A 17,718-nucleotide genomic window follows, 5' to 3' on the forward strand; every position below is an offset into this window, starting at 1 on the left:
CTTCCCGCTACTTTATTAAAGGCGGTGTTGAGGATGAAAGGAAAAGTGGTCGCGGCGCTGGGCGCTGCTTCGATGTTGGCTGCAGCGGGAATCGTGGCGCCGGTCGGATTTGCAAGCGCTTCCGTACCTTCCGTAGGCGCGTGGTACAGTACCTGGTACGCCAAAAAGACGACACCGAACGTGACATGGATCACCGGCTTCGGCAGCTCGAGCGCGAACCGGTTCGTGGGCGACGTCAGCGGCGACGGCAAAGCCGACGCCGTCGTATTCAACGGAGACTGCAGCTGGCAGGTCGCGGTCTCGAACGGCAACGGCTTCAATACGCCTTCGACGTGGACGACGGGACACGGCGCCGGCTCGAGCAGCCAACTGCTCGCCGACGTGAACGGGGACGGCAAACAGGATGCCCTCGTGTTTTTCGGGTCGAGCGGGAACTGGTACGCGGCACTGTCGAACGGCGCAGGCTTCGGCGGCTATTCGCTATGGGTGTCGGGACACGGCGCCGGTTCGACGACGCAGCTCGCCGGCGACGTGAACGGCGACGGCAAGGCCGACGCCGTCGCTTATCGGAGCGGCACCGGCGAATGGTCGGCGGCGCTCTCGACCGGCAGCGCGTTCGGGACGCCGGCCGTATGGGCTTCAAGCTTCGGCGCCGGCACGAGCCGGCAGTTCCTCGGCGACGCGAACGGCGACGGCAAAGCGGACGCGATCGCTTTTGACGGCACCGCCGGCAACTGGTACCGGGCGCTGTCCGGGGGCGCATCCTTCGGCGCATCCTCGCTATGGACGGCCGGGCACGGCGCCGGCTCTGTGCATCAGCTCGTCGGCGACGGCAACGCCGACGGGTATGCGGACCCGTTCGTCGTATTCGACGGCGACGTGAACGGCGATGCGCTGCCCGGCGATTGGTACGCGCGCTTGTACAGCAAATACGCGGGCGCGCTCGACGGCTACGACTTTGTGATGAACACCGGCTTCGGCAGCGGCGCGACCGCGGTCATGCAGGGCAACGTCAACGGCGACCCGGACGGCTTCAAGGCTTCCGTCGCTTTCGAAGCGTCGACCGGTACGTGGAAAGTCCAGCCCTATCACGCGACCAAGGCGAACGAGCAGGATACGTGGTCGGCCTGGAACATCCATTACAAACCGCTTACGCTCGGCGCTTACCAGCAATACGACAGCGGCACGCCGGCGGTCATCGACGAGCATCTGGCTACGCTCTCGGACGCCAAGGTCGACTTCCTGCTGCTCGACCAGACCAACAATATCTATGTGGACGACGGCTACATCTTTAACCGGTCGGTCAAGGTGGCCGGCCGCATCGCGGCCTGGAATGCCGCGGGAGGCCACCGGACGATCAAGTACGCCAATGCGATCGGCGGCGTCCAATGGTCGCACGATCCGGCCCATATCGAATGGGAGGCAGGCGAGATTTGGTCGCAATTTAACGATACTTCAATGGGCGGTCCATCCAACGCCTTTTATTTGAACGGCAAGCCGCTGCTCGTCATTTATTGTACGCCTGCCGACCGCGCCGCATGGGAGAGCTGGACCGGCTCGAAAACGAACACGGATCGCTTCACCGTCCGCTGGGCGCATAGCCCGAGCACGGCGGGCACGTACGGCTGGGAAGTGCGAAACGGCACGATCGACGACGACGAGGTCATGGTGGTCATGCCGGGCTGGAACAACAACAAGGGAGCGACGCCAGTATCCCGCGCGAACGGCGACTATTATGCGCTGTCGGGCTGGGAGAAGGTGCTTCAAAAAACGCCGAAGCCGCAGATCGTTATCTTGAATTCCTTTAACGAGTACGGCGAAGAGACGGCGGTCGCGGATGCGGATACCGGCAGTCTGTCGTCTTCTTCCGAGAAGTGGTACGACAAGAGCGGGCAAATCGACAATGCCATGTATTGGAATATGACGAAGAAGTATATCGGGCTGCTGAATACGCCGAGCTATCAGGCGTCCTCGCTGTTCTCCAAGGGGCAGGGCTGGTACGGGTGGTCCTACAAGCAGTGGGACGGCAGCGCATACAGCGACATGACCTGGAATTCGGCGGCGGGCAGATGGCAGGGGACGCAGCCGTACGTGCTGATTCTGGCCGATCGGCAGCATCCGGATACGTACGACGCGGTGCGCGCCTGGACCGCCCCGTATGCGGGCACCGTCACGGTGAGCGGCACGGTGCGGCTTGAGTCGGCCGGCGGCGACGGCATCGTCGCCGCCGTCAAGAAAAACGGCACAACGGTATGGGGGCCGCAGACGGTAACGACCACGGCTGGCGTCGCGCACAGCTTCACAGTAAACGTCGTCAAAGGGGACGTTCTCTATTTTATCGTGAACAAGAACGGCACCAACAGCTACGATACGACGATCTGGGACCCGACTGTCGCTTATTAAGGCTGGCCGATAAGGAAGGACGTTCGAAAATGACGAGCAAGGAAGCGACGATCGATGTATCGATCAAGGCCGCCGGCTATTTGGGCGCGCGATCCGCATTGAGCTACGACAGGCTGGAGCAAGCGGAGTACCGGCCGGATACGATCTTCAAAAAGGCATACAGCTGGCCTGCGGATTGGGAAGGCCGAGTCATGCTCGGTTTAGCGGCGCTGGAGCGGGCTACCGGCCGGGCTCCGCTTTATTTGGAAGCGATGCTGGACGCCGTCGACGGTCATTTGAACGACAGGGGCTACTTCGGCGAACGGTATCCCGCGGGCGAGCTGGACGAGCAGCAGTTGTCCGGACATAGCTGGTTTTTGCGGGCGATGTGCGAGATCTACGAAGGAAATCAAGACGAGCGGGCGCTGCGTCACATCCAAACTGTCGTCAGGGAATTGCTGCTGCCCGCAACAGGGTATTACCGAACGTACCCCGTCGAACGCGCCGAACGCGACCCGGAGGGAGAAGCGATCGGCGAACCGACCGGCGAGCGGATCGGCAACTGGTATCCGTCTACGGATGTCGGCTGCGCCTTTATTTTGCTGGACGGCGCGACCCACGCTTACCGGGTGCTCCGATGGCCGGAGCTGCGCGCCCTGATCGACGAGATGATCGCGGTATTCCGCACGATCGATTGGACCGGGCTGTCGTTCCAGACCCATGCGACGTTATCTGCGGCCAGAGGCATCGTGCGGCACTACGAATCGACGGGAGATCCCGAGTTGCTGCGCCTGGCGAGTCGCATCTACGCGCTGTACGTCCGGGAGGGGATGACGGAAAATTACGCCAACTACAACTGGTTCGGACGTCCGGAATGGACGGAGCCGTGCGCGGTCGTCGATTCGTTCCTGTTGGCCAAGACGCTGTGGGCGCATACGGGAGATAGGCGTTATCTGGAGGATGCGCATTCGATTCTCTATAACGGGCTGAGCTACGGCCAGCGTCCGAACGGCGGGTTCGGCTGCGACTGCTGCGCAGGGGCGAAGGACGCGTATCTGTCGCCGCGCCGGGATTTGTTCGAAGCGTACTGGTGCTGTTCGATGCGGGGCGGCGACGGCCTGGCGCAGGCCGTGCTGTCTCTGTACGTGGCGGAAGATCGCACGGTCACGCTCCCGTTTTACAACGACAGCGCGTTCTCGGCGGACTGGGCGGACGGCGGGCGGCTCGCCCTCGAGCAAGAGACGGCTTATCCGTTCGAGGGGAACGTGCGCCTGCGCGTGAGCGAGGTCCGGGGAGCGGAGGCCGTACGGCTTCGGCTGTACGCGCCCTCCTGGTGCGGGGAACGGGAGGCGGAGCTGCTGCTTAACGGCACGCCGTTTGCGTATGCGATCGCGGACGGCTTCGCCGAGCTGACGCGCGTATGGCTTGCCGGCGATACGATTGAATTTCGGTTCCCCGTCCCGCTGCGAGCCGAAACAGTACGCAACGCCCGGCATGCCGGCCAGGGACAAGTCATCCGGCACGGCGTGCTGGTGCTCGGGGCAGCGGGGGGCGGCGCGCAGGCGCGGCTGGCGGCGCTCCGCCCGATCGGCCCCGCCGTTTATGAGTCAGAGACGGACGGCACCGTATTCGCCCCGTTGACCGACTTGACCGGCATGAGCGAATCCGACGCGATGGAAGATCGGCGCAGGGTGCTGTTCGAGCTGGACGCGCAGGGCACGGCGCTTGGTTGAGGCAGAAGCATGGTTTGGACCCTCGGTGGAATTGTCTCCGAGGGTTTTCTTTCTCGACAACATGTACGTACAAGTATATAATGTAAGCGACGTCAGGCATGCAAATTTGTGGACATCTGTCCGCGACGACTCGCGAAAGCGCGTAATAACGATTTGTCGACAGCTATTTTTTAAATAAAGGATGTGCGTACATGCTGGAGCAATTAAAAGCGGAAGTATGCCGGGCGAATGCCGAGCTGCCCAAGTACGGTCTCGTCACGTTCACCTGGGGCAATGTCAGCGGCTTCGACCGCGAATCCGGCCTGATGGTCATCAAGCCGAGCGGCGTGCCGTACGAGGAGCTGCGGCCGGAGCAGATGGTCGTGCTCGACCTGGAAGGCAACGTCGTCGAAGGCGATCTGCGTCCGTCCTCGGATACGCCGACGCATCTCGTGCTGTATCGCTCGTTCCCCGGCATCGGCGGCATCGTGCATACGCATTCGCCGTGGGCGACGATCTGGTCGCAGGCCGGCCAGGGCATTCCGGCGCTCGGCACGACGCAGGCGGACTACTTTTACGGGACGATCCCGTGCACGCGCGCCATGACCCCCGCGGAGATCGAAGGCGCTTACGAGCATGAGACGGGCAACGTCATCGTCGAGGCGTTCCGCGGGCTCGACCCGCAGCAGGTGCCGGGCGTGCTCGTGTACAGCCACGCGCCGTTCGCCTGGGGCAAAAATGCCATGAACGCGCTGCACAACGCCGTCGTGCTGGAGGAGGTCGCCAAGATGGCGTACCATACGCGGCAGCTCAACGCCGGCATTCCGTCGATGCAGCAGGAGCTGCTCGACAAGCATTATCTCCGCAAGCACGGCGCGAACGCGTATTACGGCCAGCCGGGCGACGCGCATTAATTCATCGAGATGGAAAACCGATATGGATCGCAGCGGGAAGGATCGATTGACCTTAGCTGAACCATCATACAAGGAGGTTGTTTCATGAGCGCAAAATACGCCATCGGCGTGGACTACGGCACGCAATCGGGCCGCGCGGTGCTCGTCGACCTGTCGAACGGCCACGAGATCGCGGATCACGTCACGCCTTACCCGCACGGTGTCATCGACGAGCGGCTGCCGGCCTCCGGCATTGAGCTTGGCCACGACTGGGCGCTGCAGCATCCGGACGATTACCTGGAGGTGCTGCGCCAGTCGGTGCCGGCCGTGCTGCAGGCATCCGGCGTCGCGGCGGAAGACGTCATCGGCCTCGGCATCGACTTCACCGCCTGCACGATGCTGCCCGTCGACGCGAGCGGCACGCCGCTCTGCTTCCTGCCCGCTTGGACGGATAATCCGCACGGCTGGGTCAAGCTGTGGAAGCACCACGCCGCGCAGGACGAAGCGGACAGCCTGAACGCCATCGCGGCGGAGCGGGGCGAGAAGTTCCTGCCGCGCTACGGCGGCAAGATCTCGTCGGAGTGGATGGTCGCCAAGGTGTGGCAGATCCTGAACGAGGCGCCTGAAGTATACGAGGCGACGGACCTGTTCACGGAGGCGACCGACTGGGTCATCTCGCAGTTGACCGGCGAGTTCGTGCGCAACAGCTGCACGGCCGGCTACAAGTCGATTTGGCACAAGCAGGAGGGCTATCCGAGTCCGGATTTCTTTAAGGCGCTGGACCCGAGACTCGAGAACCTGACGTCGACCAAGCTGCGCGGGGACATCAAGCCGCTCGGCACGAAGGCCGGCGAGCTGACGGCCGAGATGGCCGCGCTGACGGGTCTTGTCGCAGGCACGGCGATCGCGGTCGGCAACGTGGACGCGCACGCGGCGGTGCCGGCGGTCGGCGTCGTGGACGAAGGCAAGCTCGTCATGGCGATGGGCACGTCGATCTGCCACATGCTGCTCGGCAAGGAAGAGGTCGAGGTCGAAGGCATGTGCGGCGTCGTCGAGGACGGCATTATCGAAGGCTACATGGGCTACGAGGCCGGACAATCGGCGGTCGGCGACATTTTCGAGTGGTTCGTCGAGGAAGCGGTGCCGGCGTATGTGAAGGAAGCGGCGGAAAAAGACGGCGTCGGCGTGCACCAGTGGCTGACGGAGCGCGCGGCGCAGTACAAGCCGGGCGAGACGGGCCTCGTGGCGCTGGACTGGTGGAACGGCAACCGCTCGGTGCTCGTGGATACGAACCTGACGGGCGTCGTCGTCGGCTATACGCTGCTTACGAAGCCGGAGGAAATGTATCGCGCGCTGCTCGAGGCGACGGCGTTCGGGACGCGGACGATCATCGACGCTTTCCACGACAACGGCGTGCCGGTCGACGAAGTGTACGCCTGCGGCGGCTTGCCGCAGAAGAATGCGCTGCTGATGCAGATCTACGCGGACGTTACGAACCGCGAGATCAAGGTGGCGGACTCGAAGCAGACGCCTGCGGTCGGGGCGGCGATGTTCGGCGCGGTGGCGGCGGGCGCGGCGAAGGGCGGCTACGACAGCGTCGTCGACGCGGCCAAGGCGATGGCGCGCGTACGCAAGGAGACGTTCAAGCCGATTCCGGAAAACGTGGCGGTATACGAGCGGCTGTACGCGGAGTACCGCACGCTGCACGACTACTTCGGCCGCGGCGCGAACGACGTCATGAAGCGCCTAAAGGCGCTGAAGGAAGAAGCGTCGAAGTAAGAGGCATCGAAGTAAGAGGCATCGAAGTAAGAGGCATCGAAGTAAGAGCACCCTAATAAGAGCGGCGTCATTATCGTTTCGCTTGCTGTTTGCTGATGCTGCCATGAAGGCTCGCATCCATCGTTCCCCAAGGGGGGGGGCGAGGATGCGGGCCTTTTTCGATGCAAGAATGGATGCGGCTGCCTTCCATCAGCTTGTAGAGTAACTTTTTGCCCTTGCAGCACCACATCGCCCGCACCGAGAGCCTGTAGAGTAACTTTTTGCCCTTGCAGCACCACTTCGCCCGCTCGGAGAGCTTGTAGAGTAACTTTTTTCCTTTATAGCACCACATCGCCCGCACTGAGAGCTTATAGAGTAACTTTTTGCCTTTGCAGCACCACATCGCCCGCTCCGAGAGCCTGTAGAGTAACTTTTTTCCTTTATAGCACCACTTCGCCCGCACGGAGAGCCTGTAGCGACCGCGGAGCCAGGCTGGAAGCCGCCAGGTTAGTAGGTTAGTATGTTTGTTTCACCCGAGCATATCGCATGCCGTATACCGAAAATATCCGATTCCGCCCGCTCCGCATTCCTGATAGAGTAGAAGCATACTCCCTTCGAAACGGCGTCGGCGGGAGCCGTTGACGTACACGGAGGCGATGCACCTTGTTCTACAGCTTGCGATCCAGATTGACGCTGACGTTCGTCGTGCTGCTGGTCGTTCCGTTCATGATCCTTGTGGCGGTAGTCACCCAGATCTCCAACAGCGTCATCGGCCGTTCGATCGAGGGGTCGACCTCGCAGACGATGGATCAGTACGCATCGCTCGTCACGACGCTGACGACGCAGGCGGAGGACGTCGCCAACCAGGTGCTGAGCAACGAGATTACGCAACAGTGGATCTCCGCGCGCATGGATGCGCAGCTGTCGACCGAACGCAGCCTGTCGCTCGACGCCGAGCTCCGCAAATATTTGTCCTCCATCGCGCTCAACCATTCCTCGATTTCCTCCATCACGATTTTTAACAAAAACGGCACCGCGGTCGGCATCCGCGACCAGAGCTTCCGCGATCCTTCGTTCCTGCAGACCGTCTGGTACCGGGACTTCATGCGGCAGGGCACGCGTTGGGTGACCGCCCACCTGGATCCTTACCAGCCGGCGTATTTAACCGAAGAGAGTGTGAACAGCCTGCTGTTCAACCTCGTGCAGCTCAGCTCGTTCCGCAAGCTCGGCGTGCTCAAGGTCAACGTCCTCACCTCCTCGATCCAGGACCCGCTCGACAAGATCGCGTTCGGCGAGCAGGGCGGCGTCTACCTGGTCGACCGCGACGGCGAACCGGTGCTGCAACAGCAAATTCCCGCGGACATGTCCTTCTTCAAGCGCGCGCTGCCGGCGATCGCGGCGGACAAACGGTCCGGGGGCAAGCTCACGCTGGAAGGCCAAGGCGGCAAACACATCGTCCTGTACCGCAAAATCAAAAACGCGGATTGGCTGCTGGTCGGCGAGGTGCCGAAGTACGAGCTGTTTCAGAAAATGAGCTGGGTGCGCCATACGATGCTGTGGGTCGGCGCGCTGCTGGTCGTCGCGACGACCGGCGCGGCTTTCTGGCTGTCGTCCGGCATCGCGCGGCCGCTCAGCCGGCTGGCGGGCGCCATGCGGAGCGCGGAACGCAGCGGCTTCAAGACGACGACGGTTCACGGCCCGCCCACAGCGCTGCCGGTGCCGGCCAACGAGGTCGGCTACGTCACCCAGGTGTTCAGCAGCATGATGGGCAGGCTCGGCGAGCTGATCGAGACGGAGTTCAAGGCGAACCTGCGGCGGCAGGACGCCGAATACAAGGCGCTGCTCATGCAGATCAATCCTCATTTTCTGTACAATACGCTCGAGGCGATTGGAAGTCTGTCCGCGCAGGAGCGTAGCGACGAGGTCATTGACGTGACCGAATGGCTCGGACAAATGCTGCGTTACTCCCTCCGCGCGGACAGCGACCTGGTGGCGCTCAAGGAGGAGCTTCGTTATATCCGGCATTACGTGTCGATCATGAGCGTCCGGTTCGGCGATCGGCTCCATGTATCCATCGAAGAGGAAGACGGCCTTGGGGAGCAGCAGATCGTGAAGTTTATTTTGCAGCCGCTCGTGGAAAACGCGATCAAGTTCGGCGCCGAGAGCGGCGGCGAAGCGGTCGTGACCGTCCGGGCGAAGCGGCGCGGGCGACGCCTCGAGATCGAAGTCGCGGACAACGGGCCGGGCATATCGCTCGAGATGGCCGAGGAGCTGGCGCGGGGCATCGCGCGCAGCGAACTGGCGGACGTGCTGAGCGCGGGCGGCAGCAGCATCGGGCTGCGCAACGTGCTGGCGCGCTGCGGGCTGTATTACGGCAGGGCGTTCGACGCGGAGCTCGGGCGATCGGCGCACGGCGGCGCTTCGATCAAGCTGCTTATACCGGCAAAGGAGGAATGAACGATGTATCGCGTAATTCTGGCGGACGACGAGCCGGAGATTTGCAGGGGCTTGCGGCTAAAGATCGCGTGGGAGCGGCTCGGCTTCGAGATCGCGGGCGAAGCGCGCAACGGCAAGGAAGCGCTCTCCGCCATCGCGAGCGAGCGGCCGCAACTGCTCTTGACCGACATCCGCATGCCGGTCATGGACGGGCTCGAGCTGCTGCAGGCTTGCAAGCGCCTGCACCCCGAGCTGCGCATCGTCGTGCTGTCGGGGCACGACGACTTCCAGTACGTGCAGACGGCGTTGCGCTGCGGAGCGAGAGACTATGTGCTCAAGCCGGTCGTCCGCCGTGACCTGACCGAGCTGCTCGAGACGATCCGCGGCGAGCTGGACGCGGAGAGGGACGCCGCGCGGGCGCGCGAAGCAATCGGCAGACAGTGGCGGCAGCGGCTGCCCGATGCTGCAAGAACAGTACGTGCTCGGCCGGATCTATGGCGGCGACGAGGCGCCCGGCATCGGCGAATGCCAGGAGGCGCGGCGGCTCGAGCTGGCCGGCTTCGACGGCGCGGACGGCGAGAGGTCCGCGCTGCGCTTCATGGGCGCCGAGTACCGGGTGCCGCCGGGCCGCTTGCCGCCGGGCGGGGATGACGACGAGCGCTTTGCCTTGGCCTTTCGGCTCGTCTGCCGTGAGGTCGCGGCGGACGGACGCTGGTCGGGCCGGGTGATGTCGTTCGCCGACAAGGCGTATCCGCGCTTTCAGTTTTTCGCAGCGACCGCCGCGGACGAAGCGGAGAGCGAGGCGCTGCTCGCGGAGCTGGCAGCAGCGCTGCTGGCCGCGGCCGAGGACAGCCTGCGCCTCGCCGCCGTCGCGGGGATCGGCGCTCCCTGTTCCCCAACGGCGGGGAGCACCGCGCTGCGGCGCGCTTACCTTTCCGCCGTGACGGCTTTAAGCCGCGCGCCGGCCGGACCGGCGTCCCGGATCGTTCGTGCCGACGATCCGGAAGGACGCATCTCCAGGCAGAGCGCCGGCACCGAGACGATCGAGGCGATCCGGCGTCACATCGAGGACGCCTACAGGGACGAGATCAGCCTGGCGATGATGGCCGAGCGCTTCCACATGAACGTCACCTACCTGTCGGAGCTGTTCAAAAAAGCAGACCGGCTCTACGTTCAGCGATTATGTGGCCGAGGTGCGGCTTGGCCGGGCGGAACTGCTGCTGCGGGACACGGCCATGCGGCTCGGCGACATCGCCGAATGGACCGGCTTCTCCACCGCTAGCTATCTGAGCGCCGCGTTCAAGAAGCGCTACGGACTCAGTCCGGCGGACTACCGGGCGCGGCTGCGGAGCGACGGGCTTTAGCGATCTTCGTCGTTCAACAAGTAGCCGTATTGCTGCGGATGCTGACGGATCGCATCGCCAAGTTTGCCGTACGCTTCGGATAAAACGACAGTTCGTACACGCTGGGCGTTCGGGTCCTTCGGCCTTAAAAAGCCCGATTCAGTCCATTGTTTGATTTTGGCGCGCGCAGTACGGTCGCCCATGTCCAGCAGCAGCATGATTTCGGTGATGCTCATTTCTTCTTGCTTAAAAACAAATTGCCGAAAAACTTGTCTTTGGTGCACGTCGAGCTTGCGAATCATCTCGGGCTCGGCACGAAGAAGTTCCGCGTTTTTTTCCAACGCGATTTGTGCGGCTTGCGCGTCGACTTCGGCAAGGCCTTCAAGGAAGTAATCGAGCCAAACGGTGAGATCGGCATCGTGTCTGCCGAAATAATAGTTATGAGACAAGCCCATTTGCAGGTTCTTGTAGTAGGCATTCAGGTTGCGATCGTAGAAGTTTTCGAGAATAAACAGTCCCTTTAAACCAAATTGGTGGCGTCTCAGGATGTAGGTTGCGATCATTCGCGAGGTGCGGCCGTTTCCATCCATATAGGGGTGTATGGTTAAAAATTGCCACATCGCGATTCCTGCCCGAATGGGAGCAGGTATTTCGAGCGACTCCGGCGCATTTAACCAAGCGACGTAGTCTTCCATTAAGGCAGGGACGTCCGCATGTTCCGGAGGCATATAAAAGCCTGACTGATTGCGGCTGCCCACCCGATTTTGTTCCGTGCGATATTCGCTGAAACGAGGCTTTCGCCCGTGCGAGACGCGAATGATCGCATGAATTTTTTTAATCCATTCTTCCGTAATCGGGAGGTTTCTGCGTTCGGAATCGTCCAGGAAGTCAATCGCCTTCATGAGATTGAATACTTCTTGTTCGAGATCGTTGTCGCTGTTCCGGTACAACGATTTGCGTTTTTGATCGTCGTCGAGCTCGTTGCCTTCCATTCTGGTGGACAGCAAGACAGTCGTTTCTTTGGCTTCCTTTTGCAGTTCTTTTAGAATGTCGGCCGGTAAAGGCAGTTGATCGATAATCGTACTGGCACGTTGGATTTCCAACAGATGGTGAACCATCTTCATCGTGGTTGTGAATCTGGGTTTGAACATTGTTTTCACCTCACTTCAATTATACAATTGCCGCTAAATTGCCGCAATACATGTTGTATGAGTAAGTCCCACACCCGAACAAATCGCATGCCAACAACCGATCTCAGCGGATTCAGGCGCCGTCCGGTCGATGGTAGCATGAACTTGCAAGCCAAACTATCGAAGGGCGAGGGGTACGCATGAAAAAGAAATGGCCGCTGGCGCTCGGCATGCTGCTGGCCGTCGGCGGATTGTCCGCCTGCGGCGATTCTAACGGAAACCAAGCCGAGTCGGGCGCATCCGGCTCGCAGAGCGCGGACGGCGAGGTCGTCGAGCTGTCCTTCTGGCGCCACGACTACGCGCCCGAGGCCGAAGCGCTGAAGAAGCTGATCGCCTCGTTCGAGGAGAGCCACAAAAACATCAAGATCAACTTTCAGATGATCCCGAACGACCAGTACGAGACCAAGATCCGCACGGCGCTCGCCGGCGGCAACCCGCCCGACATCATGGCGCTCGACGCGCCGACGCTCGCCTCTTACGCGGCGCAGAAGGCGATTATCCCGCTCGACGATTACTTCGCCAAGGACGGGAGCAAGGACGACCTGCTGAAGCCGGTCATCGAGGGTCTCACCTACGACGGCAAGATGTACGCCGCGCCGAACAACGAGGGCACGATCGTCATGTTTTACAACAAGAAGATGTTCGAGGAGAAAGGCATTCCGCTGCCGTCCAAAAACGTCGACGAGGCATGGACGTGGGACCAGGTGCTGGACGCCGCCAAGAAGTTGAGCGATCCCGCCAAAGGCGTCTACGGCTGGAACCCGACGCCATGGGGCTTCGTCGGCCACGAAGGCGCGCCGTACTCGGAGATGGCGTTCCTCTGGCAGGCCGGCGCGGAGATTTTGAGCCCCGACGGCAAGACGGCCAAGGGTTACCTCGATTCTGCCGAATCGAAGCGGGCGCTGACGTTCTGGAAGGGACTGTTCAACACGGACAAGGTGTCGCCGAAGGAGCTGCCGCAGGATGCGTTCTGGAACGGCAAAGTCGCCATCCACGTGGACGGACCGTTCGCGTTCCAGTATCAGGAGCAGAACTTCCCGAACTTCAAGCTCGGCGAAGACTACGATGTCGCGCCGCTCTGGAAGGACAAGAAGATGATCGGCACGACGGGCAGCTGGGGCATGGCGATCACGTCCAAGTCCGCGCATCCGGACGAGGCGTGGGAATTCGTCAACTGGGTGACCGGCGTCGAAGGCTCGAAGGTCTGGTACCAGGAGACGAAAAACTTGCCGGCACGCCAGTCGACGTTCGACGCGTTCGACGAGCTGAAGGCGTATCCGATGAACATTTACGCGGAGCAGCTCTCGAAGTACGGCCATCCGCGTCCGGTCACGCCGGCCTATCCGGCGATCAGCGAGGCGATCCGCCAGCTGTTCGAGGATGTGGGACTCGGTGGCGCCGACGTCGACGAATCGCTCGCCAAGGCCGTCAAGAAAATCGAAGACGGCATCGCCACGCTCGGCAAGGAATAGTCCGTACGAGGGCAGGGGGCAGGACCGACCCTGCCCTTGCCATGTCCGCCCGCGGTCATCCGCAGAAGGAGGGATACTGAATGCCAACGCCCGCAAGCTCCGCAAGAACGCCAAGCTCCGCAATCGCCGCTGCCGCCTCAAGCATCCCCGTGGCCTCAAGCACGGCCGGATCGGCCGACGCTTCGGCGTCCGCAAACGCCGCGCGTTCAACCAAACCATCCAAGCGCCCCTCCGCATCCTACGAGCGCCAGGAGGCGAAGGCCGCGCTGCTGTTCATCCTGCCGGCCTTCGCGCTGCTCGCCGTCTTCATTTTCTACCCGATGCTCCAGGCGCTGTGGATCAGCTTCCGCCACTACAATCTCATCTCGTCCGAGTCGGCGTTCGCCGGCTTCGGCAACTACGGCAAGCTGCTAGGCGACGACACCTTCCTCGCAAGCCTTCGCCACTCGTTCTATTTCACGGTCGTCGTGCTGCCGGTGCAGACCGCGATCTCGCTCGGCCTCGCGCTGCTCATCCAGCACAGGTTCAGGGGCGTCGGCTTTTTCCGCACCGTGTACTTCCTGCCCGTCGCCGTCTCGTTCGCGATCGCCTCGACGATCTTCAGGCTGATCTACAACAAGGACTACGGCCTGCTGAACATCGTGCTCAAGGGGCTCGGGATGCCCGTCCTCGACTTTCTGTCCAACCCCGACATCTCGATGCTGGGGATCATCATCCTCTGCATCTGGCGCGCGATGGGCTTCGTCATGGTCATTTTCCTGGCGGGGCTGAACAACATCCCGGACTACCTGTACGAAGCGGCGCACGTCGACGGGGCAGGCCCGCTGCAGCGCTTTTATTACGTGACGGTTCCGCTGCTGAAGCGCACGCTCGCCTTCGTCGTCATCATTACGACGATGGATGCGCTCAAAATTTTCATTCCGATCTACATCACGACCAGCGGCGGGCCCGCGGGCTCGACAAGCACGGTCGTGCATTTCATCTACGAGACGGCCTTCAAGCAGATGAACATGGGCTACGCCGCCGCGGCCGCGTTCCTGTTTTTCCTGCTCGTGCTGGCGATCTCCGCCGTGCAGCTGCGATTGTTCCGCAGCGACGTCGAGTACTAGAAGGAGGCGCGACATGACAAAACCGATCGGCTTTACCCTCCGATGGGCGACGCTGCTGCTCGTGGCGGCCGTCTCCCTGTTCCCGATTTACTGGATGGTCATGAGCTCGTTCCGCACGCACGAAGAGATTTTCCGCTATACCGAGCTCGGCCGCGGGCTGTTCCTGCCGGTCGACTGGACGCTGCAAAATTACCGCGACATCTTCCTCGACCCGGCCAAGCCGTTCGGCAGGTACCTGCTCAATACGCTGTCGGTCGCCGTCGTCGTCACCGCGGCCGGCCTGCTCATCAACGCGATGGCGGCTTTCTCCTTCGCGAAGCTGAGGTTCCCTTTTAAAAAAAGGCTTGCTGGCGCTGTTCCTCTCCTCGCTCGTCATTCCGTACGAGGTGATCATGATCCCGCAGTACCTGCTCATGCGCGATCTCGGCTGGATCAACAGCTACAAGGCGCTCATTTTTCCGCAGATCGTCTGGGTGTTCGGCATCTTTATGCTCATCCAGTTTTTCGCCGACATTCCGCGCGACATTCTCGACGCAGCGCGGATGGACGGGGCCCGCTGGCCGCGCATTTTCGGCGTCATCGTGCTTCCGGCGGCAGTGCCCGCGCTCATCACGCTCGGCATCATGACGTTCCTGAACCAGTGGGATTCGTTCCTCTGGCCGCTCGTCGTCATCAACGAAGAGCAGCGGCAGGTGATCCAGGTGGCGATCTCCTCGTACCAGTCGCTGCGCGGCATCTCGTGGGGCAAGATCATGGCGGCGACGACGATCAGCTCGGTGCCGATCCTGGCGGTGTTCGTGCTGCTGCAGCGCTATTACGTTCAGGGCATTACGATGTCCGGGGTGAAAGGATGACGGCGATGTTAACGGAGCTTCCGGACTGGCTGACGGGAGAATGGACGGTCAAGTGGGCGGTGTCGGCGGTTGGTTCGGCGGCCCGGGAGGCTCCCGGCGGCGACCGGGATTCGGGTGCGGACGGCGCGGCGCCGCCCGTCGTGTGGCGCGAGGCGAAGGGAGCGCCCGGCGCAAGCCGGGTGTCGCTTGGCGAAGCCGCGACTTTGACGCTGGCGGTCCGCAGCGAGGCGCGGGACGCTGCGGATGCGGGCATCGACGCCGAAGAACTGGAGCTGGCGACGCTGGACATCGAGCTCGCGCCGGCTGCGGACGAGACGCTGCCGCTTGCAGGTTGGCAACTGCTGCTGCCGGTCGCCGCGCCGCTCGCCTGCGTCTGGAAGCCGCACCTGTCGCCCGAAGACGGCATGGCGATCGGGGATAAGGCGTTCCGCTCGCCGGCGATCGTCCTCGAGGACGAGAAGCGGATGACGGCGCTGCTGCCGGATCTGGACAGCGTCGGCGGCGAGCGGCTTGCTGCCGCATATTTGCGATTATACGGCGGGCGACCGTATGCTCATGTACGGCGGCTGCGTTTATGAGGAAGAAGGCCATGTATATTATCGGTTGACGCCTGAGGCGCGCCCGCTGGACCGCCCGCTGCGCGTGCGGCTGAGACTCGCTTCTTGGCGCAAAGCGGCAGGCGCGGCGCGACGGGACTTCCGCCGCGTGGAGCGCCTGCTGTGGGCGCTGGAGGCGGGGCGCCGGATGGCGCCTGGTGCGGACCCGGGTGCGGGGACGGCCGCCGAGCCGGGGGTGGCTGCCGGAAGGGCAACGGCCGGCGACACAGCCGCGGACGACGCCTCATGGACGGTTGCGCGCGCACGGGCAGGTACATTGGCTGCGCGAGAAGATGCCGCACTTTTCGCGGCAAAAGTCGCCGCGCTGCGGCCCTATGTCGACCATGCCTACGGCTGGGCGTTCGAGCGATGGGGCGACGTCGGCTGGCAGCAGTTCCGGCTGGGCGGCGCGGAGGTTGGGGGGCGTCGCCTTCCTCGTGACGGCGCGGCAGCAGCCGGGCGGCGGCCGCGAGGACAGCTGGCGCGAGCCCAAAAGCCTGTGGAACCAGGCCTGGTTCTGCGGCCTGCGCAGCGCTTACGGCTTCGCCAGCTGGGGCAAGCGGCTGGACCGCGACGACTGGCTCGCCAAGGCGGGACTCGCGCTGAACTTCGCGCTGGCCGCGCCGCAGACGCGGGGGGCTGTTCCCCGGCTATTATCAGGCCGGAGACGACGGTCGCTGGGAGACGGGACGATGGTATATGTCCGGACCGCGCAGGCCGCAAGGACATGAAGATTACGTCCACCTGCTGGATTCTTCCTGGACCTGCTATTGGCTGCTCAAGTGGTACCGGGACATCGGCGCCGACGCCCGCATCCTGCCGTACGTCGGCGCCTACGTCGACGCGCTGCTGGCGCTGCAGCGGGAGGACGGCGGCTTTCCCGCCTGGGTGCGGCCCGATACGCGCGAGGCGTCGCCTTTCCTGGCCGCCAGCCCGGAGACGAGCGCGCATGTCATGCTCCTCTGTCTGTACGGCAAACTGGTCGGCGATACGCGCTGCCACGAAGCCGCCGCGCGCGGCGGCAGGTTCGTCGCGGCGCATATTTTGCCCGAGGGACGCTGGGAGGACTTTGAGACGTACTGGTCGTGCTCCCGGGAGTGGGCGGGCAAGCAATACGGCGTCCGGGACGCGCGCAGCGGCCTGTACAACCAATGCAACTTCGGCATGTACTGGACGGCCGAGGCGTTCAAGGACCTGTACGAGACGACCGGCGAAGCGAGCTGGCTGGCGCTTGGCGAGCAGGTGCTGGCGGAAGCCTCGCTTTACCAGCAAATCTGGCAGCCGCCGTATATTCCGGTGCCGACGATCGGCGGCTTCGGCGTCATGAATACGGACGACGAGTGGAACGACGCCAGGCAGAGCCTGTTCGCGCTCACTTATCTCTCTTACGCGAATTTGACCGGCGACGAGCGTTATCGCATACGGGCGCTTCGGGCGATGGAAGCCTCTTTTTACATGATGTATTGCCCGGAAAACGACGTCGTGAAGCGTCTGTACGAGCGCGTCCACCCCGGCTTCGGGGAGCGGGAATACGGCTTCCATATGGAAAATTTCAACCATCACGACGGCACGCCGGTGGACGGCCTCGGGGGAGTTTACGATATTCGACTGGGGCTGCGGCGCGGCCGCCGCGTCGCTCGCCGAATTCACTTCGAAGCTGCCTCGCGGCACGGTCTAAACGGTGCTGTAAAGTCAAAAAGTTACACTTCAGGCTGGCGAACCGCTCTAAACGGTGCTGTAACTATTGCTGTGCGAGGTGAGGCTCCGCCGACCCGTAAGGTACCTCTGTGCCGCTATTGTGGTGTTGGGTGAGTCTTCGCGCTCCCATAAGGTACCTTTGTGCCGCTATTGCTGCGCCGGATGAAGCTTCGCGGACCATTAAGATACCTCAGTGCCGCTATTGCTGCGTTGGGTGAGGCTCTGCCGGTCCTTAAGGTACCTTTGTGCCGCTATTGTTGCGCCGGGTGAGGCTC

14 protein-coding genes are annotated in these 17,718 nt (G+C 62.7%); 13 read left to right on the forward strand and 1 reads right to left on the reverse strand.

Translation table 11 applies throughout. The features are described 5' to 3' along the window. Window positions 1-33 precede the first annotated feature (33 nt). From OMP40_RS37330 to OMP40_RS42885, 7 genes are all read left to right on the forward strand, one after another. Window positions 34-2,403: an FG-GAP-like repeat-containing protein gene (locus tag OMP40_RS37330; protein ID WP_277539163.1), complete on the forward strand. Its 2,370-nt coding sequence runs from the start codon at window positions 34-36 to the stop codon at window positions 2,401-2,403. 29 nt (window positions 2,404-2,432) lie between these two features. Beyond that, window positions 2,433-4,115, forward strand: a complete 1,683-nt coding sequence (locus tag OMP40_RS37335; protein ID WP_277539164.1) for a beta-L-arabinofuranosidase domain-containing protein — start codon at window positions 2,433-2,435, stop codon at window positions 4,113-4,115. Between the two features lie 191 nt (window positions 4,116-4,306). Next, complete coding sequence (gene araD, locus OMP40_RS37340; protein WP_277539166.1) at window positions 4,307-5,008, forward strand: L-ribulose-5-phosphate 4-epimerase; 702 nt, start codon at window positions 4,307-4,309, stop codon at window positions 5,006-5,008. A gap of 84 nt (window positions 5,009-5,092) precedes the next feature. Further along, a complete protein-coding gene (locus tag OMP40_RS37345) occupies window positions 5,093-6,766 on the forward strand; it encodes a ribulokinase (protein WP_277539169.1) in 1,674 nt (557 codons plus the stop codon). A 642-nt stretch (window positions 6,767-7,408) separates the two neighbouring features. Continuing rightward, window positions 7,409-9,202, forward strand: a complete 1,794-nt coding sequence (locus tag OMP40_RS37350) for a sensor histidine kinase (protein ID WP_277539170.1) — start codon at window positions 7,409-7,411, stop codon at window positions 9,200-9,202. A 3-nt stretch (window positions 9,203-9,205) separates the two neighbouring features. Continuing rightward, window positions 9,206-9,832, forward strand: coding sequence for a response regulator (locus OMP40_RS37355; RefSeq protein ID WP_277539172.1), 627 nt, complete (start codon window positions 9,206-9,208; stop codon window positions 9,830-9,832). Window positions 9,833-10,374: 542 nt separating this feature from the next. Beyond that, window positions 10,375-10,545, forward strand: coding sequence for a helix-turn-helix domain-containing protein (locus OMP40_RS42885; RefSeq protein WP_420872117.1), 171 nt, complete (start codon window positions 10,375-10,377; stop codon window positions 10,543-10,545). Here the strand turns inward: OMP40_RS42885 and OMP40_RS37360 are convergent. Continuing rightward, a complete protein-coding gene (locus OMP40_RS37360) occupies window positions 10,542-11,675 on the reverse strand; it encodes a Fic family protein (protein ID WP_420872118.1) in 1,134 nt (377 codons plus the stop codon). The two genes, OMP40_RS42885 and OMP40_RS37360, sit on opposite strands and share 4 nt — an antisense overlap. Window positions 11,676-11,854: 179 nt before the next feature. On the opposite strand from OMP40_RS37360, the gene OMP40_RS37365 reads away from it, so the two are divergent. The 6 genes from OMP40_RS37365 to OMP40_RS37390 all read left to right on the forward strand — a co-directional run bounded on the left by OMP40_RS37365 (window position 11,855) and on the right by OMP40_RS37390 (window position 17,557). Continuing rightward, complete coding sequence (locus OMP40_RS37365; RefSeq protein WP_277539178.1) at window positions 11,855-13,186, forward strand: ABC transporter substrate-binding protein; 1,332 nt, start codon at window positions 11,855-11,857, stop codon at window positions 13,184-13,186. An 80-nt stretch (window positions 13,187-13,266) separates the two neighbouring features. Further along, the gene (locus OMP40_RS37370) at window positions 13,267-14,295 is read left to right on the forward strand and encodes a carbohydrate ABC transporter permease (protein WP_277539180.1); all 1,029 of its coding nucleotides are present in this window, start codon (window positions 13,267-13,269) and stop codon (window positions 14,293-14,295) included. Between the two features lie 344 nt (window positions 14,296-14,639). Then, on the forward strand, window positions 14,640-15,149 hold the full coding sequence (locus tag OMP40_RS37375; protein ID WP_277539182.1) for a carbohydrate ABC transporter permease: 510 nt from the start codon (window positions 14,640-14,642) through the stop codon (window positions 15,147-15,149). Next, the gene (locus tag OMP40_RS37380; RefSeq protein WP_277539183.1) at window positions 15,146-15,727 is read left to right on the forward strand and encodes a hypothetical protein; all 582 of its coding nucleotides are present in this window, start codon (window positions 15,146-15,148) and stop codon (window positions 15,725-15,727) included. The genes OMP40_RS37375 and OMP40_RS37380 overlap by 4 nt, the downstream gene beginning before the upstream one ends. Window positions 15,728-16,161: 434 nt before the next feature. Beyond that, window positions 16,162-16,476 (forward strand): hypothetical protein, encoded by a 315-nt coding sequence (locus tag OMP40_RS37385; protein ID WP_277539186.1) that lies wholly within the window; start codon window positions 16,162-16,164, stop codon window positions 16,474-16,476. Then, entirely contained in the window at window positions 16,445-17,557 is a 1,113-nt protein-coding gene (locus tag OMP40_RS37390) for a prenyltransferase/squalene oxidase repeat-containing protein (RefSeq protein WP_277539188.1), read from the forward strand. The genes OMP40_RS37385 and OMP40_RS37390 overlap by 32 nt, the downstream gene beginning before the upstream one ends. Window positions 17,558-17,718 lie beyond the last annotated feature (161 nt).

This window comes from Cohnella rhizosphaerae (assembly GCF_029525575.1).
GTDB lineage: Bacteria > Bacillota > Bacilli > Paenibacillales > Paenibacillaceae > Cohnella > Cohnella rhizosphaerae.